We start from the raw sequence: 2,739 nt of genomic DNA, 5'->3' as shown, positions 1-2,739 counted from the left end.
AGACAAAGAAAGGAAAGAGAGGAGTTGGGGGTATGTGTTGATGGCAGGCTTGATAAACGACCAAAGCCCCGCTGCATAATTCGCAACGGGGCTTGGTGCTGATTTGAGCTGGCAGCGACCTACTCTCCCACTTTCGTAGTACCATCGGCGCTGGGGAGCTTAACTTCTCTGTTCGGAATGGGAAGAGGTGATCCTCCCCGCTATAACCACCAGCAAATCTTACATGCTGCCTTCGCAGCAGTTATTACTTAGACAAGGTCGGAAAGAAAAATTCATCCAGTTCTTCGAGCTTTTAGAGCGCTGAAACGCCCTCTCAAGTGCTATTGCACGGGAAGCTTTCGGGTAATTAGTACTACTCAGCTCCACACATCACTGCGCTTCCACCTGTAGCCTATCAACGTGGTCATCTTCCACGGCCCTCAAGGAATACTCATCTTGAAGCCGGCTTCGCACTTAGATGCTTTCAGTGCTTATCCGTTCCATACATAGCTACCCAGCACTGCACCTGGCGGCACAACTGGTACACTAGCGGTATGTCCAACACGGTCCTCTCGTACTAGTGTCAGCCCTTCTCAATATTCCAACGCCCGCAACAGATAGGGACCGAACTGTCTTGCGACGTTCTGAACCCAGCTCGCGTGCCACTTTAATGGGCGAACAGCCCAACCCTTGGGACCTTCTCCAGCCCCAGGATGTGACGAGCCGACATCGAGGTGCCAAACCTCCCCGTCGATATGAGCTCTTGGGGGAGATCAGCCTGTTATCCCCGGAGTACCTTTTATCCTTTGAGCGATGGCCCTTCCATACGGAACCACCGGATCACTTGAACCTGCTTTCGCACCTGTTCGAGGCGTCCCTCTCTCAGTCAAGCACCCTTATACTCATATGCTCTGCGCATGATTACCAACCATGCTGAGGGTACCTTTGTAAGCCTCCGTTACTCTTTAGGAGGCGACCACCCCAGTCAAACTACCCACCACGCACTGTCCCCCGAAGGGTTAGAACCTAAGTATAAGAAGGGTGGTATTTCAAGGACGGCTCCACAACCACTGGCGCGGCCGCTTCAAAGCCTCCCACCTATCCTACACATCTTATACTCAAGCACAATACGAAGCTGTAGTAAAGGTTCACGGGGTCTTTCCGTCCCGTTGCGGGTAACCGGCATCTTCACCGATACTTCAATTTCACCGAGCTCGTGGCCGAGACAGTGCCCAGATCGTTACACCATTCGTGCAGGTCGGAACTTACCCGACAAGGAATTTCGCTACCTTAGGACCGTTATAGTTACGGCCGCCGTTTACCGGGGCTTCAGTCAACGCCTTCTCCGAAGATGAGCGCCTCCCTTAACCTTCCGGCACCGGGCAGGTGTCAGACCCTATACTTCGCCTTTCAGCTTTGCAGAGTCCTGTGTTTTTGCTAAACAGTCGCCTGGGCCTCTTCACTGCGGCTCACTTACGTGAGCGCCCCTTCTCCCGAAGTTACGGGGCTATTTTGCCTAGTTCCTTAGCCACGGTTCACTCGAGCGCCTTAGGATACTCTCCTCGACTACCTGTGTCGGTTTACGGTACGGGCTGTATACTTCGGCTTTTCTTGGAAGCTGCTTCTTGCTGCTATCAGCTCGCCTTTGCAGGCTCGCTGTACTATCCCCGAAGGTTTAACGCACTATTCCGTCAGTGCGCGGGCAATCCACAGCTCCGTCCCCTTTTTAGTGTATACAGGTACAGGAATATTAACCTGTTTTCCATTAGCTTCGCCTTTCGGCTACGCCTTAGGCCCCGACTAACCCTGATCTGATTAACATCGATCAAGGAACCCTTAGTCTTGCGGCGAACAGGTTTCTCACCTGTTTTATCGTTACTCATGCCTACATTTTCTTTTCTAGCCGCTCCAGCATGCCTCACAGCACACCTTCAGCGCAGCCAGAATGCTCCCCTACCACTCCGCACTGCGGAGTCCATAGCTTCGGCGCCACGCTTGATGCCCGATCATTTTCCGCGCGGGAACGCTCGACTAGTGAGCTGTTACGCACTCTTTAAATGAATGGCTGCTTCCAAGCCAACATCCTAGCTGTCATAGCATCCCCACCTCGTTCATTCAACTTAGCGTGAACTTTGGGGCCTTAGCTGATGGTCTGGGTTCTTTCCCTCTCGGCAATGGACCTTCGCACCCACTGCCTCACTGCCAGTGCAGTGTCATGGCATTCGGAGTTCATCAAGGGTTGGTAGGCGGTGAAGCCCCCTAGCCTTATTGGTAGCTCTACCTCCATGACACTCTTCCTGACGCTGCACCTAAATGCATTTCGGGGAGTACGAGCTATCTCCGAGTTTGATTGGCCTTTCACCCCTACCCACAGGTCATCCGAAAACTTTTCAACGTTTACCGGTTCGGTCCTCCATTGGGAGACTATCCCAACTTCAACCTGCCCATGGGTAGATCACACGGTTTCGCGTCTACCCCACCTGGCTCGCGCCCTGTTCAGACTCGCTTTCGCTATGCCTACGCACCTGAAGTGCTTAAACTTGCCAGATAGGAGTAACTCGTAGGCTCATTATGCAAAAGGCACGCCGTCACCCCGTAGGGCTCCGACCGCTTGTAAGCACACGGTTTCAGGATCTTTTCACTCCGCTTCTTGCGGTTCTTTTCACCTTTCCCTCACGGTACTGGTTCACTATCGGTCTCTCAGGAGTATTTAGCCTTGGAGGATGGTCCCCCCATGTTCAGACAGGATTTCACGTGTCC

At 53.0% G+C, this 2,739-nt stretch carries 2 rRNA genes (1 of these 2 running past the window's edge); both read right to left on the bottom strand.

Features of this window, described 5'->3' with window-relative positions:
- Window positions 1–106: 106 nt before the first annotated feature.
- Window positions 107–214 (bottom strand): 5S ribosomal RNA (gene rrf, locus FRY97_RS21420).
- A gap of 113 nt (window positions 215–327) precedes the next feature.
- Window positions 328–2,739: ribosomal RNA gene (locus FRY97_RS21415) — 23S ribosomal RNA — on the bottom strand (it continues 349 nt past the right edge of the window).

The organism is Phaeodactylibacter luteus, from assembly GCF_007993045.1.
In the GTDB taxonomy this organism is placed as follows: domain Bacteria; phylum Bacteroidota; class Bacteroidia; order Chitinophagales; family Saprospiraceae; genus Phaeodactylibacter; species Phaeodactylibacter luteus.
This window is presented reverse-complemented; position numbering and strand designations above follow the sequence as displayed.